13 protein-coding genes are annotated in these 15951 nt (G+C 53.0%); 5 read left to right on the top strand and 8 right to left on the bottom strand.

Translation table 11 applies throughout. The features are described 5' to 3' along the window. Positions 1-35 precede the first annotated feature (35 nt). The 6 genes from menA to priA all read right to left on the bottom strand — a co-directional run bounded on the left by menA (position 36) and on the right by priA (position 7444). A complete protein-coding gene (gene menA, locus OGV38_RS23965) occupies positions 36-965 on the bottom strand; it encodes a 1,4-dihydroxy-2-naphthoate polyprenyltransferase (RefSeq protein ID WP_016157915.1) in 930 nt (309 codons plus the stop codon). A 67-nt stretch (positions 966-1032) separates the two neighbouring features. Next, positions 1033-2364 (bottom strand): ATP-dependent protease ATPase subunit HslU, encoded by a 1332-nt coding sequence (gene hslU, locus OGV38_RS23960; protein WP_286475269.1) that lies wholly within the window; start codon positions 2362-2364, stop codon positions 1033-1035. A gap of 9 nt (positions 2365-2373) precedes the next feature. After that, positions 2374-2904, bottom strand: a complete 531-nt coding sequence (gene hslV / locus OGV38_RS23955; protein WP_003028805.1) for an ATP-dependent protease subunit HslV — start codon at positions 2902-2904, stop codon at positions 2374-2376. Positions 2905-2995: 91 nt separating this feature from the next. Next, on the bottom strand, positions 2996-3970 hold the full coding sequence (ftsN, locus tag OGV38_RS23950) for a cell division protein FtsN (protein ID WP_286475267.1): 975 nt from the start codon (positions 3968-3970) through the stop codon (positions 2996-2998). A gap of 93 nt (positions 3971-4063) precedes the next feature. Further along, entirely contained in the window at positions 4064-5089 is a 1026-nt protein-coding gene (gene cytR, locus OGV38_RS23945) for a DNA-binding transcriptional regulator CytR (RefSeq protein WP_016157916.1), read from the bottom strand. A 156-nt stretch (positions 5090-5245) separates the two neighbouring features. After that, positions 5246-7444, bottom strand: coding sequence for a primosomal protein N' (gene priA / locus OGV38_RS23940; RefSeq protein WP_016157917.1), 2199 nt, complete (start codon positions 7442-7444; stop codon positions 5246-5248). A 257-nt stretch (positions 7445-7701) separates the two neighbouring features. On the opposite strand from priA, the gene rpmE reads away from it, so the two are divergent. The 3 genes from rpmE to OGV38_RS23925 all read left to right on the top strand — a co-directional run bounded on the left by rpmE (position 7702) and on the right by OGV38_RS23925 (position 10446). Next, positions 7702-7914: a 50S ribosomal protein L31 gene (gene rpmE, locus OGV38_RS23935; RefSeq protein WP_008787040.1), complete on the top strand. Its 213-nt coding sequence runs from the start codon at positions 7702-7704 to the stop codon at positions 7912-7914. A 339-nt stretch (positions 7915-8253) separates the two neighbouring features. Further along, entirely contained in the window at positions 8254-8934 is a 681-nt protein-coding gene (locus tag OGV38_RS23930; RefSeq protein ID WP_016157918.1) for an oligogalacturonate-specific porin KdgM family protein, read from the top strand. An 87-nt stretch (positions 8935-9021) separates the two neighbouring features. Beyond that, complete coding sequence (locus OGV38_RS23925; RefSeq protein ID WP_019077908.1) at positions 9022-10446, top strand: MFS transporter; 1425 nt, start codon at positions 9022-9024, stop codon at positions 10444-10446. Between the two features lie 53 nt (positions 10447-10499). On the opposite strand, the gene metJ is transcribed toward OGV38_RS23925, so the two are convergent. Beyond that, positions 10500-10817 carry a met regulon transcriptional regulator MetJ gene (gene metJ / locus OGV38_RS23920; RefSeq protein WP_003825168.1) on the bottom strand — a complete coding sequence of 106 codons (318 nt, stop codon included), beginning with the start codon at positions 10815-10817 and terminating at the stop codon, positions 10500-10502. A gap of 265 nt (positions 10818-11082) precedes the next feature. On the opposite strand from metJ, the gene metB reads away from it, so the two are divergent. Both metB and metL read left to right on the top strand, forming a co-directional pair. Beyond that, entirely contained in the window at positions 11083-12243 is a 1161-nt protein-coding gene (gene metB, locus OGV38_RS23915; protein WP_016155267.1) for a cystathionine gamma-synthase, read from the top strand. 2 nt (positions 12244-12245) lie between these two features. Beyond that, the gene (gene metL / locus OGV38_RS23910; RefSeq protein ID WP_016155268.1) at positions 12246-14678 is read left to right on the top strand and encodes a bifunctional aspartate kinase/homoserine dehydrogenase II; all 2433 of its coding nucleotides are present in this window, start codon (positions 12246-12248) and stop codon (positions 14676-14678) included. Here the strand turns inward: metL and OGV38_RS23905 are convergent. Next, positions 14653-15828 (bottom strand): cytoplasmic protein, encoded by a 1176-nt coding sequence (locus tag OGV38_RS23905; protein ID WP_269519875.1) that lies wholly within the window; start codon positions 15826-15828, stop codon positions 14653-14655. The genes metL and OGV38_RS23905 overlap by 26 nt on opposite strands. Positions 15829-15951 lie beyond the last annotated feature (123 nt).

Genomic DNA, 15951 nt, shown 5'->3' with positions numbered 1-15951 from the left:
GGCAAAATCATCAATTGTTAATTGATATTTGTCAGTTAAAGAGACCACTGACTTAAGAAAATTCCAACGACAAACAGCAAGTTAGTTAATAGTGCCGCTTTTACGGTGCGTTCCAGCATCGGACGCATTGCCGCAGGATCCATTTCGCGCATCACGTAACGCGCCTGTTTGAAAAGCAGCGGAGCGGCAAGGATAAACAGCCATCCCCACAGACTTTGTAGCGAAAACAGGTTAAACAGCGCCAGGCAGACCAGCGTACCCATCAGCAGGCAGGCATGGTAGCGGCGGGCATTGACGGCACCTAAACGTACTACCAGCGTGTTCTTGCCGTTCTCTCTGTCGCTGTTGATATCGCGCAGGTTGTTGACGTTGAGCACGGCAGTTGCCAGCAGGCCACAGGCGGTGGCAGGCAGAATCAGCGCCGGAATCAGCGTATGCGCCTGCAGATACCAGCTTCCCATCACGCTAAGCCAGCCAAAGAATACCAGCACGGAAATATCGCCCAGACCGATATATCCGTAAGGGCGATTACCCACAGTGTAGGTGATCGCCGCGATAATCGACAGGCCCCCAAGTACCAGGAAACCGACAAAATCCGCCAGCGTGTGGCAGGCCACAGCAACCAGGGCCAGACCCGACAGACAGATCAACACCACGGTAACGATCAGCGCACGCTTCATCTGCTGTTGGGTGATAACCCCTTTTTGCATACCGCGCAGTGGTCCAATGCGGTCGGGCTTGTCGCTGCCTTTGACGGCATCGCCATAGTCGTTAGCGAGGTTGGACAGAATTTGCAGCAGTCCTGCCGTAATCAATGCCAACAGAGCAACCAGCGGATCGAAGTATCCTTGCCACCATGCTAATGCCGTACCGACGATGATCGCCGCGAAGGCGAGCGGTAAGGTCTTAGGTCGTAAACTTTCCAGCCAGGCTTGTGAGCGGCTAATTTTTTGTTGTTCAGTCATATTTAGCGCCAATAAAAATGGGGCTTTATCAGCCCCATCAACAGTGATGAAAATGCATTGAACGCGATTATAGGATAAAACGGCTCAGATCTTCATCTGCGACCAGCGCATCCAGATGTTTGCTCACATATTCGGCATCAATTGTGATGCTTTGGCCGTTTAAATCGCTCGCATCATAGGAAATATCTTCCATCAGACGCTCGAGAACGGTATGCAGACGACGTGCACCGATGTTTTCGGTGGTTTCATTGACCTGCCAGGCCGCTTCGGCAATGCGTTTAATGCCCGATTCGGTGAAGTTGATGTCCACACCTTCGGTCGCCATCAGCGCTTTGTACTGGACGGTGATGGAGGCATTCGGTTCGGTAAGGATACGCTCAAAATCGCTGGTGGTCAGCGCCTGCAGCTCGACACGAATCGGCAGACGACCCTGCAGTTCCGGGATCAGGTTAGACGGTTTCGCTACCTGGAATGCGCCAGAGGCAATAAACAGAATGTGGTCTGTTTTCACCATACCGTGTTTAGTGGAGACCGTGCAGCCTTCAACCAGCGGCAGCAGGTCGCGCTGTACGCCTTCACGGGACACGTCCGGGCCGGAGGATTCGCCGCGCTTACAGATTTTGTCGATTTCGTCGATAAACACGATTCCGTGTTGCTCAACGGCGTCGATAGCTTCCTGTTTCAGCTCTTCCGGATTCACCAGTTTGGCCGCTTCTTCTTCAATCAGCAGCTTCATCGCGTCTTTGATTTTCAGCTTACGCGGTTTTTGCTTCTGACCGCCCAGGTTCTGGAACATGGACTGTAGCTGGCTGGTCATCTCTTCCATTCCCGGAGGCGCCATGATTTCAACGCCCATCGGTGCGGCCGCGAGATCGATTTCGATCTCTTTATCATCCAACTGGCCTTCACGCAGTTTTTTACGGAACGCCTGACGCGCTGCAGAAGGTTCCTGCGGCTGCTCTGACTGTCCCCAGTTATTTTTAGCCGGTGGGATCAGCACGTCGAGAATGCGCTCTTCCGCCATCTCTTCGGCACGGAAGCGGTTTTTCTCGATGGCCTGAACGCGGACCATTTTGATGGCAGCATCGGTCAGATCGCGGATGATAGAGTCAACTTCTTTACCAACATAGCCGACTTCGGTGAATTTTGTTGCTTCAACTTTGATGAACGGCGCGTTGGCCAGTTTTGCCAGACGACGGGCGATTTCGGTTTTACCGACGCCGGTTGGGCCAATCATCAGAATGTTTTTCGGCGTAACTTCATGGCGCAGCTCTTCGTTGAGCTGCATGCGGCGCCAGCGGTTACGCAGGGCAATCGCCACGGAACGCTTAGCGTTATCCTGGCCGATGATGTGTTTGTTCAGTTCGCTGACAATTTCGCGTGGGGTCATTTCAGACATGGGGGATCCTTACGCTTTGGAGTTCAATTCTTCGATGGTATGGAAGTGGTTGGTATAAATGCAGATATCCCCTGCAATATCCAACGCTTTCTCAGCAATCTCGCGTGCGCCAAGCTCGGTGTTTTCCAGCAGAGCGCGTGCAGCAGCCTGGGCGTAGGGACCGCCGGAGCCGATGGCAATCAGATCGTTTTCTGGCTGGATGACGTCGCCGTTACCGGTGATGATGAGTGATGCAGTTTCATCCGCAACGGCCAGCAGCGCTTCGAGTTTGCGCAGCATACGGTCGGTACGCCAGTCTTTTGCCAGTTCAACGGCAGCTTTCACCAGGTGACCCTGGTGCATTTCCAGCTTGCGTTCAAACAGTTCAAACAGCGTGAATGCATCCGCAGTACCGCCCGCAAAGCCCGCGATGACTTTGTCGTTGTACAGACGGCGGACTTTCTTCACGTTGCCTTTCATTACGGTGTTACCCAGTGTGGCCTGACCATCACCGGCGATTACCACATGGCCGTTACGGCGTACGCTTACTATTGTTGTCACGAGCAGACCCCTTGGTTACAAATGCAAAACACAGGCCCCGCGCAGTATGCGGGGCGTAATGCAAGTATAGATGGGGGGGATTTTGGGGGTTTCAACCCCCAGTGGCGAGTCGAATGCAGTTTGTGTGACCAGCAACTTTCAGGCGGCTGATGGTGTTGTCGGCATTCTCTTTGCCTTTGACCGGACCAATGACCACGCGATTCCAGCCGTTATTGGTGGTAATACGTGAGTTGAAGCCTTCAAAAGCCAACTGCGCGCGCACGGATTCTGCCTGCTCAGCGCCTTTAAATGAGCCGCACTGTACCATCCAGCGGCGTTCATCTTTTTTCTCCGCCGTCTGTTTTGGCGGCTGCGTTTCATTTGTTATCGGCGCGGCCGGCTGCGTTTTCGGCTGAGCGGCGGTGGTATGCGCAGGTGTTTGCAGTAGATCCTGATACGGCTGTTGGGCCGCCGGTTTTGGCTGCGCCTTCGGCTGCTGTACCGGTGCGGCTTGCGCAGTACGCGTTTGCTGCTGCTGGTACGGCTGTTCTGTTACCCGTTGGCGCGGCTGTTGAGCCTGCTGTTGGGTGTTATTCCACTGCTGCTGTTGCACCTGACGTTGACGCTGCAGCGTTTGCTGGCGTTGTTCAGCAGTTTGTTCGTTCCACGGTACTTCGTTGAGCTGCGTTGGCTGTTGGCGCATATCGGCCTGCATTTGCGCCAACAACTGGCGCTGCTCATTGGTAAGCTGATCGGCGTTCAGTACCTCGCCGCCTGCAGACGGTTCGGTAGGCGCACGTACGCCAGGCTGACGGCTTTCCAGCTCTTTGATGTATCGCCAGCGCTCTTCCGGTTTTGGCGGGATGCCATTACCGGTGACTTTCTGGTTTTGCAGCGTTTCGGACTCTTCTTTCTTGTGATGCGTAATGAAGTACAGACCACCGATAAAGGTCACGAGTACGGCTGCAGCAATAGCAACCATAGCGGGCGATACCGCAGGCGTATTGCGTTGTTTTTTCCGTGATGTGCTCTTCTTGCGCCGCGAAGGTGCCGGTTGGCCGCGACGTACATAATCTCGTTGTGCCACTATCGTTTCGCTGTATTTATTCGTTCGTCAGCCCGCCATGTTACTTAAGCGGCGGGCCTTTGACCAGACAGGGGAGTCCGAAAGCACTTTACTTTACGTCAGTGCCCGGGTAGTGCCCCGAATAATAAGCTCGCAGTCCAGTAAACGTGAGCCACTGCTGACGTTCTGACCTTGTAGTTGATCGAGCAGTAACAGCATAGCTTCACGTCCGATATCGAAACGCGGCTGTGCGACGGTTGTCAGGGGTGGATCACAAAATTCCGTGAGCGAAATATTATCAAAGCCAATGATGGATAAATCGTCAGGTACCTTCAGACCCTGACGTTTGGCGTAAGAGAGTGCCCCCAGCGCCATGACATCGCTGTGGCAAAAGACCGCAGTAGGTGGCTGTGGAAGCTCAAGGAGTTGCTTAAGCGCATTGGCTCCCGCTTCATAGGTAAAGTCACCGCGCGCGATGAAATGCGGATCGACCGTAATTCCACTGCGGCGCAATGCCTGAACGTAACCTTGCAGACGGTAATGGCACAGCGGCATATCCTCTGGTCCGGCGATACAGCCAATGCGTTTATGCCCCAGTTCCAGCAGATAGTTCATCGCGTTGAAGGCGGCGGTGAGATTATCAATGTGCACGGTGGGGAGTTCCAGCTCTGGCGCGAACTCGTTGGACATGACCATCGGCGGCAAGTTGCGCTGCTCTTCCACGCTGGCATCAAACGGCAGGCGCGAACTGAGCAGCACCATGCCATCGATCTGCTTGGTGATAATGAGGTTGAGGAAGGTCTTTTCCTGCTGATTCTGGTGGGCGCAGTCGCCGATAAGCACCAGATATCCCTGCTCAGCGGCGGTCACTTCTATGCCGCGAATCACTTCGCTAAAAAACGGATCGCAGATATCCGGCACAATCACCAGAATGGTACGTGATTCATTACGCTTAACGTTGCGTCCCATTGATTGGGGTAAATATCCCACTTCCAGCGCTGCCTGTTCAACCTTGTTACGGGTTGACTGCGAGACTTTGTCCGGGTTCATTAATGCGCGGGATACGGTTGCCGTTGAGACTTTCGCCTTCAGAGCAACATCTTTCATCGTAGCGGCGGCAACCTGCTTATTCGGTTTCACTCTTTCTCCTCGCCAGAGAGCTGCTGGCACAGACTCGTCCTTGAATAGCCTTCATCTGAAACATTTTTATCAGATAGTTAATGGAAGCGGTTACAGAATTTTCATAAAAAGTGTGATGGATCTTTAATTTTACGATCCGCCTCGCATCGTGAGGGATTATCCCTCGATGGGATCGACATCCAGCACCCATTTAACCTTACGTGCATCGGGTAACGTATTGATCAGCGCCAGCGTGCCGCTGACGATATGCTGCAGGCGAATTCGCGACGGATGTTGCAACAAAATTTGCCAGCGATAGCGACCGCCGCGCTTGGGAGTCAGGGCGGGAACCGGGCCGAGCACCCACAGTTTGTCATCGGCAAGCGGACTGGCCTGGATCAGATTTCGCAACTGTTGTAAGAACATAGGCGCATGCTGGTTGTTATGATCTTCTGCACGCACGATCACATGGCTGGTCCACGGTGGAAGTTGGAGCGTTTGTCGCTCGGCCAGCGCCTGCTCGGCAAACGCGTCATAACCTTTGTACAGCAAAGTTTGCAGCAGCGGATGCTCAGGATGGTGCGTTTGTAGCACCACTTCGCCCTGTTTCCCGGCGCGTCCTGCTCGCCCGGAGACCTGCGTGTAAAGCTGGGCGAAGCGTTCTGCTGACCGGAAATCTGCAGAGAACAGCGCGCCGTCAACGTCCAGAAGCGCCACCAGGGTGACGTCCGGGAAGTGGTGGCCTTTGGCCAGCATTTGCGTGCCGATCAGAATTCGTGCGCCGCCGCGATGTACTTCCGCCAGATGCTGCTCCAGCGACCCTTTACGGCTGGTGGTGTCGCGATCGATGCGTGAGATTGGCACGCCGGGGAAAAAAGGGGCCAGAGCCTGCTCAAGCTGTTCGGTGCCGAGTCCAACCGGAACCATATGCGTTGAGCCGCAGGAAGGGCACTGACGTGGTATTGGGCGCTGGCTGTCGCAGTGGTGGCAGCGTAAATGGTGCTGTGCCTGATGCAGCGTGTAGTAGTGATCGCAGCGCGGACATTCGGCAATCCAGCCGCAGTCATGGCACAGCAGCGCAGGAGCAAAGCCCCGGCGGTTCAAAAACAGAATCACCTGGTTATCCGCCTGCAGGTGCTGACGCATACGGGTGATAAGCGCAGGGGCGAGTCCGGCCTGCACCTGCTGACCTTTGAGATCCAGCACGTGCTGAGTGGCGGGGCGCGCATTTCCGGCACGTCGCGTCAGGCGTAGCATGCGATATTTTTTCTGTCGCACGTTGCACAGCGTTTCCAGAGCCGGAGTGGCTGAGCCGAGAATAATCGGGATCTGCTCGCTGTGGGCGCGATAAACCGCGAGATCGCGCGCATGATAGCGCCAGCCTTCCTGCTGTTTATAAGAGCTGTCATGCTCTTCGTCGATGACAATCACGCCGAGATTTTTAAACGGTGTAAACAGCGACGAGCGCGTGCCGATAACAATCGCCGCTTCGCCATTTTTTGCTTTCAACCAGGCCGAAAGACGTTCGCTGTCGTTCAAACCGGAGTGCAGGACTTCGACTGGCGCATTGAAGCGTTCGCGAAAACGGGCAATAGTTTGCGGCGTCAGGCCAATCTCCGGCACCATCACCAGCGCCTGTTTGCCCTGGGCCAGGACATTTTCCAGTACGCTTAGATAGACCTCTGTTTTGCCTGAGCCCGTCACGCCCGCTAATAGCCAGGCGCTAAAACTGTCCGCGGCGCTGTGAATTGCTCCGACGGCGGTGGCTTGCTCGGTGTTCAGTCGAAGACGCTCACCGGAAACCGCGTAGTGGGTACGCCAGTCGCTAAAACCAGGCGTTTCGCTCGCCAGATCGCACAGCCCTTTTTTCCGCAGCGCCTGTAATGCGGCGTCATTAAATTCGAGCTCAGCCACCTGGTCGCGCCAGATTTTTCCCTGGCGTAGCGCAGCCAGCGCCTGCTGTTGCTTGGGAGAGCGCTTGAGGCTGTTGAGATCAATAACCTGACCTTCTTCAGTGGCAAACCAGTACCATATGGGCGCGTTTGTCGCCGGGCGTCCCTGGCGCAGCAGAATCGGTAGGGCGTGAAACAGTACGTCGCCGATAGGATGGTGATAATAGTCAGCCGCCCACAGCAGCAGACGCCAGACGGAGGTCGAATAAACCGGCTCGCTGTCCAGCACTTCGAGAACGGCTTTCAATTCGCTCAGCGGCAGTTCGCTGTGCTCGCTGACGGATAGAACGATGCCCACGCGCTCCTGTTGCTTGCCAAAGGGCACGCGTACACGACACCCAGCTTTGGCGCTCATGCCTTCTGGCAGAAGGTAGTCAAAGGTGCGAGGTAGCGGAACGGGTAAGGCAACGTGCGCAACGGGCATTGAATCATCCTGACTTGAAATCTGGCGGGTTAGTATACACATTAGTGAAGGGTAGAATGCGGATCAGTTTGCATGAGCAGGTTAATTTCTGTATGATTCGCCGCCTTTGATGCAAATTGATTGCGTCAAACAATGACCATTACCCGAGAGTTTCAGGCTGTTGATGCAGCGTGAAAGGTGACGGGGAATAATTAACATCGCGTGGTGTCTGGCGTTAGGGCTGGAAGAGCGACGCGGCCTTAAACCGAGGTTTTCCCATGAAAAAAGATATTCACCCGAAATACGAAGAAATTACTGCAAACTGCTCTTGCGGTAACGTCATGAAAATCCGCTCTACCGTCGGTCACGATCTGAACCTGGACGTGTGCGGTCAGTGCCACCCGTTCTATACTGGCAAGCAGCGTGATGTTGCTACCGGTGGCCGTGTTGATCGCTTCAACAAGCGTTTCAGCATCCCAGGCAGCAAGTAAGTTTCAGCTGTCAGAAAAAAGCGCCTTATGGCGCTTTTTTTGTATCTGCGCCTGCAGACTGAAATTCGTATTGATGTATTGAATAATGTCTTTTATTTAATAAATAAAACAGCGTTTTTATTTTTACGATAAAATGTTTCAACTGGTGATCTGCGTCCTTTTTATCTTCTTGTTTTTGCCACTTATGCCAATCTTTGGCAAAATACCAAAGGTTTCTTCCTTCTTTCTAAAATACACTTTCGTGGAAATATAAAATTATTCTTATTCCTTCATCGTTTCTTCATTTATGGACGGAGCGAGATGGGCAATTTCCTAGATTTAGTGTGAAGAGGGATGGTCATGAAATTTAAATCCGCGTTATTACTGATTTCATTATTCTCTGCGGCCGCGCAAGCGGGTTATGTTGATTATCGACATGAATATTATGATGATGGTCGTAATTACGACCGTGTTTATATGTCGCATCGTTTTGCTACGGGTTTTGGTGTGGCAGTCGAGGCCATTTCACGTTCCGAAAATACGCAATCTAATGATGCGTGGAATAATATGGAAAGTAATGGCAACGAGTATACGGCGAGCTACCAGTTCACCTGGAAGGACCTTGTCTGGCAGCCGGGTATTGCGATCGAAACGGGCGATAACATCGCGATTTATAAGCCTTATATCCGCGTGCAGTATAACATCAATGACCATTGGTGGACCGCGTTCCGCTATCGTCAGGAGTACATGCGCAGAAACACTGACGGCAAGGATGACCGCATGGTCTATCGTCCGGAAGCATGGCTCGGTTACAACATCAATGACTGGATGTTTGAGCTGAACGGTATTTATAAAATTGCCGATAGCGAAGATTTATATAACAACCGAAAAGACGATTACGAATATAACTTCCGTGTGGCGTATAAAATAGGCTCATGGGTTCCATTTGTTGAGGTAGGTAACGTTTCCTCGGGGTATAACACCACAACTACAGACGATCGTCAGACCCGCTATCGCGTTGGTCTCGGTTATAACTTCTGACCGTTAATATACTTCGTATCGATTTATTACGCTGAGCATCGGTATACGCATAGTTTGCGTGAATAATGTGTCTAAGGAGTTAACATCATGTCTAATGATGGAACAATGATCGGAAGCAATCAAAATATTGCCGTCAGGCCTTTCGGATTAAGAGATAAATTCGGTTATTTATGTGGTGACCTCGGAACCTGTTTTATTCTTGGACTGGTAAATAGTTTTTTAATGATTTATTACACCAACGTACTCGGTATTTCCGGTGTTATTGTTGGTTCACTCTATTTTGTGACCAAACTCTTTGATGCGTTTGTCGACGTTGGCGTAGGGCGCTTATGTGATACCTCTAAACTGACGGCTCATGGACGATTTAACCCCTGGGTGCGCCGCATGAAGTACCCGTTTTGCATCATTGCGGTCGTTCTGTTCCTGCCGTTTGTGCATGATTTTTCTTATACGGCGAAAATTATCTACATCTGCTGTTCCTATTTTATTTACGGTTCGCTGTTATCGACAGTGAGTATTCCGTATGGCGCCATGTCTGCGGCGATTAGCTCGAATCCGGAAGATCGCGTATCGCTGTCAACCTGGCGCAGCGTAGGGTCCGCCATCGGTGGCGGGACAACCGGCTTTTTTATTCCGATCCTGATGTACACCACTCTGGTGGACGGAAGCCAGGTGATCTCTGGGCAGCATTTCTTCTGGATTGCCATTGGTTGTTCTGTGCTGGGGTTTATCTTTTTAACGTTGACCTGTCAGTTAACGACGGAACGCGTGCGGGTGGAAAGAAAAGAGAGCATGCCGGTTTCTGTGCTGCTGAAGGGGTTGATACGCAATAAAGCGCTGATTGTTTTAGTGGTTGTGGATCTGCTGATTGTGATTAATCAGGGGTTGTCTGGTACCAACATGACTTACCTGTTTAATGACTATTTCCATAACAAAGAGGCCATGTCCGTTGCATTGCTCTTCACCTTTGGCTCTCTGGTTTTGCTGGCACCCTCAGCATCCTGGCTCACGAAGCGTTTTGGTAAGAAAGAAGCCAGCGTAGGCGCGCTGCTCTTTGCGGTAGCCATGTATGTGATTATGTACTTCACCCACATTACCGACGCGAAGGTTTATTTGGTTTTCCTGTTCCTGGCGACGCTGGGGGCCGGGTTATTCAACCTGATGATTTGGGCGTTTATGACCGATGTGTGTGATTATCACCAGTATGTCACCGGCGATCGTGAAGATGGGACCGTCTATGGCGTGAACTTCTTCGCCCGCAAGGTTGGCCAGGCGTGCGCAGGGGCTATTGGCGGCTTTATGCTGGCCATCATTGGTTATCAATCTTCGTCAACGGGCGGCGCTGTGCAAACCAGCATTGTGCAGGAAAACATCTATACGATGGCAAATCTGTTACCGGCTTTATGCCTGTTCTTGGCAGCGGTCATTCTGATTTATTTCTATCCATTGAACCGTAAAGAGACGCTCAAAATGGAAGAAACATTGAATAAGATTAATGGTATCAGTAAGTAACGTAGTGAGAAGCGGCGGGAGTAATCCCGCCTTTTCTCATCTGTCTTGAAAAATCAGTATTCCCACGTTTCCGGGTTGATACCCAGTTCACGCATAATTACCTTTGCTTCTTCCGGGATTTCATCGCTGCGCTCTTTACGCAGGTCGTCATCGTTGGGTAATGGTTGCCCGGTAAAAGCATGCAGAAACGCTTCACACAGCAGTTCGCTGTTGGTGGCGTGACGCAGGTTGTTAACCTGACGACGCGTGCGTTCATCGGTAAGGATTTTTAACACCTTCAGAGGAATGGAAACCGTAATTTTTTTGACTTGCTCACTCTTCTTACCGTGCTCAGCGTATGGGCTGATATATTCGCCGCTCCATTCAGCCATGAGATACCTAATCCTCTTTGTCATTAATATTGAGGCCAGAACCTGAGCCCGGACCATAATTGCGCGTAGTTTATCGTAGTGGCGTGGCCCTGACACGAAGTAAGCCGACGCAGATGTACGCTAATGCATATAATTTTAACGGCTATTTCCGGTTTGCTCAATCTATACGCAAAGAAGTTTAGATGTCCAGATGTATTGACGGCTATCGTAACTATGATTACTCTGGTGTCTGACTTTTCACCGACTCAGCCAGGATCTCCTCAATATGACGCGTAAACAGGCCACCATCGCAGTGCGTAGCGGGTTAAATGACGACGAACAGTACGGTTGCGTTGTCCCGCCGATCCACCTCTCCAGCACCTATAACTTTACCGGTTTTAATGAGCCTCGCGCCCATGACTATTCGCGCCGCGGTAACCCAACGCGTGATGTCGTTCAGCGTGCGCTGGCGGAACTGGAAGGTGGGGCGGGGGCAGTACTGACCAATACCGGCATGTCGGCGATTCATCTGGTGACTACGGTATTCCTCAAGCCTGGCGATCTGCTGGTCGCACCGCACGACTGCTACGGCGGAAGCTATCGTCTGTTTGACAGCCTGGCAAAGCGTGGCTGTTATCGCGTACTGTTTGTCGATCAAGGAGATGAGCAGGCGTTGCAGGCGGCACTGGCGGAAAAACCGAAGCTGGTGCTGGTAGAAAGCCCAAGCAACCCGCTGTTGCGCGTGGTGGATATCGCGAAAATCTGCCAGCTGGCGCGCGAGGCTGGTGCGGTCAGCGTGGTGGACAACACTTTTTTAAGCCCGGCACTGCAAAATCCACTGGCATTAGGCGCCGATCTGGTGTTGCATTCATGCACGAAATATTTAAACGGTCACTCCGACGTAGTGGCTGGTGTGGTGATAGCAAAAGATCCGGAAATGGTCACTGAACTGGCATGGTGGGCGAATAATATTGGTGTGACCGGCGGCGCGTTTGATAGTTATCTGCTGTTGCGCGGCCTGCGTACTCTGTCACCTCGTATGGAGGTGGCGCAACGTAATGCTCAGGCGATTGTGGATTATCTGCAAACTCAGCCGCTGGTGAAAAAATTGTATCACCCGTCATTGCCGGATAATCAGGGCCATGAGATTGCCGCGCGTCAGCAAAAAGGGTTTGGCGCGATGTTGAGTTTTGAGCTGGATGGCGATGAGCAAACGCTGCGTCGCTTCCTCGGCGGGTTGTCATTGTTTACGCTGGCGGAATCGTTAGGGGGCGTTGAAAGTCTGATCTCCCATGCCGCAACCATGACACACGCGGGAATGGCGCCAGAAGCGCGTGCTGCTGCCGGAATTTCGGAAACGCTGTTGCGTATCTCCACCGGTATTGAAGATGGCGAAGATTTAATTGCCGACCTGGAAAATGGCTTCCGGGCTGCAAACAAGGGGTAAACATGAGTGTGATTGCGCAGGCAGGGACGAAGGGTCGTCAACTGCACAAATTTGGTGGTAGTAGTCTGGCTGATGTGAAATGTTATCTGCGTGTCGCAGGCATTATGGCGGAGTACTCGCAGCCTGATGACATGATGGTTGTTTCAGCCGCAGGCAGTACCACTAACCAGTTGATTAGCTGGCTAAAATTAAGCCAGACCGATCGTCTGTCTGCGCATCAGGTTCAACAGGCGTTACGTCGCTATCAGAGTGAGCTTATCAGCGGTTTGTTACCTCCTGAGGTGGCGGATGGGCTGATCGGCGCGTTTATTCACGATCTGGAGCGCCTGGCCGGATTACTCGACAGCGGCGTGAATGATGCCGTCTATGCTGAAGTCGTCGGGCATGGCGAGGTGTGGTCGGCGCGTTTGATGTCTGCCGTCCTTAACCAACAGGGGCTGGAGTCAGCCTGGCTGGATGCGCGCGATTTTTTACGTGCCGAGCGCGGCGCTCAGCCGCAGGTGGATGAAGGTCTTTCTTACCCATTGCTGCAGCAACTGCTGGCGCAGCATCCGGGCAAACGCCTGGTCGTTACCGGTTTCATTAGTCGCAGCAACGCCGGTGAGACGGTACTGCTGGGGCGTAACGGCTCCGACTACTCGGCGACGCAGGTTGGCGCGTTGGCGGGGGTTTCCCGCGTAACCATCTGGAGCGATGTCGCCGGGGTTTACAGCGCGGATCCGCGTAAAGTAAAAGATGCCTGTCTGCTGCCGCTGCTGCGTCTGGATGAAGCCAGCGAGCTGGCGCGTCTGGCGGCTCCGGTTCTCCATGCCCGCACCCTCCAACCAGTTTCCGGCAGCGATATCGATCTCCAGTTGCGTTGTAGCTATACGCCGGAGCAGGGATCGACGCGTATTGAACGCGTGCTGGCTTCCGGTACCGGGGCACGTATTGTGACCAGCCATGACGACGTTTGCCTGATTGAGTTTCAGGTTCCCACTGGCCAGGACTTTAAACTGGCCTATAAAGAGATTGATCAGATTTTAAAACGCACCCAGGTGCGTCCGCTGGCAGTGGGTGTGCATCCTGACCGCCAACTGCTGCAATTTTGCTATACCTCCGAAGTCGCTGATGGCGCACTGAAAATTCTGGATGAAGCTGGCCTGCCGGGCGAGCTGCGTCTGCGCCAGGGGCTGGCGCTGGTGGCGATGGTTGGGGCGGGCGTCACCCGTAACCCGCTGCACTGCCATCGCTTTTGGCAACAGCTGAAAGGTCAGCCGGTCGAATTCACCTGGCAGTCGGAAGAGGGCATTAGTCTGGTCGCCGTCTTGCGTACCGGGCCAACGGAGAGCCTGATTCAGGGTCTGCACCAGTCAATCTTCCGCGCGGAAAAACGCATTGGTCTGGTGCTGTTCGGCAAAGGCAACATTGGGTCGCGTTGGCTGGAGCTGTTTGCCCGCGAGCAGAGCACGCTCTCGGCGCGTACCGGATTAGAGTTCGTGCTGGCAGGAGTGGTTGATAGTCGCCGTAGCCTGCTGAATTACGAAGGGCTGGATGCCAGTCGCGCATTGGCCTTCTTCGATGACGAGGCGGTAGAACAGGATGAAGAGTCATTGTTCCTGTGGATGCGTGCCCACCCGTATGATGATTTAGTGGTGCTGGACGTCACTGCCAGCGAGCAGTTGGCGGAGCAGTATCTGGATTTCGCCAGTCATGGCTTCCACGTTATCAGCGCCAACAAGCTGGCGGGGGCGAGCAGCAGTAATAATTACCGCCAGATTCATGACGCCTTTGAAAAAACCGGTCGCCACTGGCTGTATAACGCCACCGTCGGCGCAGGCTTGCCGATCAACCATACCGTGCGCGATCTGATTGATAGCGGAGATACTATTCTGTCTATCAGTGGGATCTTCTCCGGCACGTTGTCGTGGTTGTTCCTGCAATTTGATGGCACGGTCCCGTTCACCGATCTGGTGGATCAGGCGTGGCAGCAGGGTCTGACTGAACCTGATCCGCGCGTGGATCTTTCCGGCAAAGATGTGATGCGCAAGCTGGTGATTCTGGCGCGTGAAGCGGGTTACGACATCGAACCGGACCAGGTACGCGTAGAATCTCTGGTGCCTGCGCACTGTGAAGCAGGTTCTATTGACCATTTCTTTGAAAATGGCGATGAGCTGAACGAGCAGATGGTGCAACGCCTGGAAGCGGCACGTGAAATGGGACTGGTGCTACGCTATGTGGCGCGTTTTGACGCTAACGGTAAGGCACGCGTTGGCGTTGAAGCGGTACGCCCTGAGCACCCGCTGGCGGCACTACTGCCGTGCGATAACGTCTTCGCCATTGAAAGCCGTTGGTATCGTGATAACCCGCTGGTCATTCGCGGACCGGGGGCGGGCCGCGATGTGACCGCCGGGGCGATTCAGTCAGACATCAACCGTTTGGCGCAACTGCTGTAGTTTTTGTTGCCGGATAACATGTGTAAACATCGCCCTCAATGAGGGCGTTGTATTTATCTGCCAGCGATCTTATCGCCTGAAACACCGAATGGGCAGAGTAACGGGTACTTTGCTGAAATTCTGTCTGTTGCCGCAACCAGGCGAGAAAACGATGGCTTGCCGCCAGGGTTATTGACGCGCTTTCTTCAACCCGCCCCTGCGTTAACAAACACACCATTTTACGCATATCGCCTCGTTGCCAGATTTGCCACTGATTTCGCCACCATCCCTGATACGTTTTACCCAGCAATTGCCAGGGCAGCGTGCGCTGATCGCTATTCATTTCTTCATCAATAAACCACAGCGAGGCGCGATGATGGCGAAACTGTTCCGCCCATGCGGTTATCGCTGCGCCGCGCAGGAAGCATTCGTGGGCAATAATATGGGTTTTTACCTCTGGCCACAGATGGCTCAGCAGGCGGAAATGCCCATGGGCAGTAATGACCGGGCGTAAAATCGCGCCGCTGGCGTTCCGTTTGAGTATGGCGCTGCCGTACTGGATTTCATCAAACTGGCTGCGGCGTAAAAACTGGGTTTCCCGCTGACTCACTCGCTCAATGATATCGTCGTGAATGACTGTTGGCTCAGCACTGCCACGCCAGCGGTAAAGCAATGATATGCCGGCAGTGTGCGGCGTGAAGTTGCTGGAAATATGCAGAACATTGCCGCGAATAGCGTCAAAAGAGAGTAATACATAGAGTTGCTGGCCTGCACTAACGCCCTGAAAAGGGACGAGCAAGGGAATCGTCGCTATTTGTTCTGGTAAAACGATGCCGGTGGGAGGCGCCTGCTTTGGTGTCCACACTTTTTTGCAGTTTCGGCACTGGACGCGCTGGCTGCCCTGGGGATTATGCCCATAGCGGATGATTTCTCGTTGGTAGCAACATGGGCAAAACTGACCACGATTAGCGGCAAAATCCGCTAAATATGCCGACAACCAGCAACGGAACTGTTCCTCATCAAACAGCGGTGGAAGGCTGCCGCATGCCCGACAATGCAGTGCGGCATAACCCAGCCGATATTCTGGCCAGCTGTAATCAGCTGAACTCGCCAGCCCCAGATTTTTGCAGCCAAAGGATTTGCAGCAATTGATAGTGAACAGTGACGTCATCCTGTTACCAACGATTTTTAATGGTCGTTGATTTTGGCCTGCAACTATCACCGATGGATGTGAGTTTTCTCACATAAAAAAACCTTTCAGAACGTAACGTAGCGAATCTTTATATGACTGAAA

Origin of the sequence: Citrobacter sp. Cb080, from assembly GCF_030334745.1 — a bacterium.
Taxonomy (GTDB): Bacteria; Pseudomonadota; Gammaproteobacteria; order Enterobacterales; family Enterobacteriaceae; genus Citrobacter; species Citrobacter braakii.
The sequence above is the reverse complement of the archived record's forward strand: the minus strand, read 5'-3'. Positions and strand labels throughout refer to the sequence as shown.

Bases quoted from the DNA above. Each gene is read 5' to 3' on its own strand.
- metJ (WP_003825168.1), bottom strand. From the start codon at position 10,817: ATGGCTGAATGGAGCGGCGAATATATCAGCCCATACGCTGAGCACGGT.
- metL (WP_016155268.1), top strand. From the start codon at position 12,246: ATGAGTGTGATTGCGCAGGCAGGGACGAAGGGTCGTCAACTGCACAAA.
- menA (WP_016157915.1), bottom strand. From the start codon at position 965: ATGACTGAACAACAAAAAATTAGCCGCTCACAAGCCTGGCTGGAAAGT.
- OGV38_RS23925 (WP_019077908.1), top strand. From the start codon at position 9,022: ATGTCTAATGATGGAACAATGATCGGAAGCAATCAAAATATTGCCGTC.
- priA (WP_016157917.1), bottom strand. From the start codon at position 7,444: ATGCCCGTTGCGCACGTTGCCTTACCCGTTCCGCTACCTCGCACCTTT.
- OGV38_RS23905 (WP_269519875.1), bottom strand. From the start codon at position 15,828: ATGACGTCACTGTTCACTATCAATTGCTGCAAATCCTTTGGCTGCAAA.
- rpmE (WP_008787040.1), top strand. From the start codon at position 7,702: ATGAAAAAAGATATTCACCCGAAATACGAAGAAATTACTGCAAACTGC.
- OGV38_RS23930 (WP_016157918.1), top strand. From the start codon at position 8,254: ATGAAATTTAAATCCGCGTTATTACTGATTTCATTATTCTCTGCGGCC.
- hslU (WP_286475269.1), bottom strand. From the start codon at position 2,364: ATGTCTGAAATGACCCCACGCGAAATTGTCAGCGAACTGAACAAACAC.
- metB (WP_016155267.1), top strand. From the start codon at position 11,083: ATGACGCGTAAACAGGCCACCATCGCAGTGCGTAGCGGGTTAAATGAC.